Below are 1,435 nucleotides of genomic sequence, written 5' to 3' on the forward strand. Positions count from 1 at the left end.
TGAAGTGCACCCCAATTGTTAGACACAGTCTAACAATTGGAGGTGCATTTTTTATGGCTAAATTTTCTTCAAAAGAAAAAATCCAAGCGGTGAAACGATATTTAGATGGTACAGAAAGTGGAAAAATAATTGCTAAATCTATAGGAGTTAACCCTAGCGTACTTCGTGAGTGGATTAGACGATATGAGTCTTCAGGTGAAAAGGCCTTTGAAAAGTGCTATACAATCTACCCAGCCCAGTATAAACTAGATGTACTTTATTATATGAATGAACACGGGACATCTATCAGAGAAACAGCGGCACTTTTCAATATACCGTCTTATGAAACACTTCGGAAATGGAAAATAGCTTATGAAACAGGAGGATTGGATGCCCTACAATTAAAGAAAAAGGGGCGTCCAACCATGAAAGATAAAAAAATAAAACCAGTAGATGAAGGATCAATCGAAGCCTTACAAGCGGAAAATGAGCGTTTACGTATGGAAAATGCATATTTAAAAAAGTTGAATGCCTTAGTTCAAAACAAAGAAAAATCACCAAACAAGACAAAGCGCAAGTAATCTACGAGTTAAGGCATGAATTTCCTATCAAGGAGTTACTTCAACTCGCAAACATTCCACGTAGTACGTACTATTACTGGATGAAACGTTTTAATCGTCCTGATCCAAATGCGGAGGTAAAAGAACTGATTCAAGCTATTTATAATGAACACGATGGGTGTTATGGCTATCGTCGTATTCGTGATGAACTCATGAATCGTGGACACAAAGTAAATCATAAAAAAGTGTATCGCCTTATGAAAGAATTAGGGTTAAAATGTCTGGTTCGTATGAAAAAATATCGCTCTTACAAAGGGACAGTTGGGAAAATTGCGCCAAATATTTTAAATCGCAACTTTCAAGCTGAAAAACCAAATGAAAAGTGGGTTACAGATATTACGGAGTTTAAATTATTTGGGGAGAAGTTATACCTATCACCAATGTTGGATTTATTTAATGGTGAAATTATCACGTATACAATTGGCCCCAGACCGACCTATTCCCTTGTTTCAACAATGTTGGACCAAGCACTTTATTGTGTAACCGATCCGGATAAACTCCTCATTCACTCTGATCAAGGTTGGCACTATCAAATGAAACAATACTGTCATTCTCTTAAGAATTGTGGCATAACTCAAAGTATGTCTCGCAAAGGAAACTGTTATGACAATGCCGTTATTGAAAATTTCTTCGGTATCATGAAATCGGAATTTCTGTATCGAAAAGAATTTGAAAATATAACACATTTCAAACAAGAATTAGCAAAGTATATAGAATACTATAACCATAAAAGAATTAAGGCAAAATTAAAGGGTATGAGCCCAGTACAATACCGGGCTCATACCCTAGAGGCTGCCTAATGAAACGACCTGTCTAACTTTCGGGGGTCACTTCAA

1 protein-coding gene is annotated in these 1,435 nt (G+C 36.4%); it reads left to right on the top strand.

All coding sequences use genetic code 11. The features are described from left to right. The first annotated feature begins 53 nt into the window (after positions 1–53). A protein-coding gene (locus tag GBN78_RS29685; protein ID WP_097919213.1) for an IS3-like element ISBth10 family transposase occupies positions 54–1,399 on the top strand; the annotation gives its coding sequence in 2 pieces (ribosomal slippage) (positions 54–495 and positions 495–1,399; 1,347 coding nt in all). Positions 1,400–1,435 lie beyond the last annotated feature (36 nt).

This window comes from Bacillus sp. B2-WWTP-C-10-Post-4 (genome assembly GCF_009183805.1).
Classification (GTDB): Bacteria; Bacillota; Bacilli; order Bacillales; family Bacillaceae_G; genus Bacillus_A; species Bacillus_A cereus.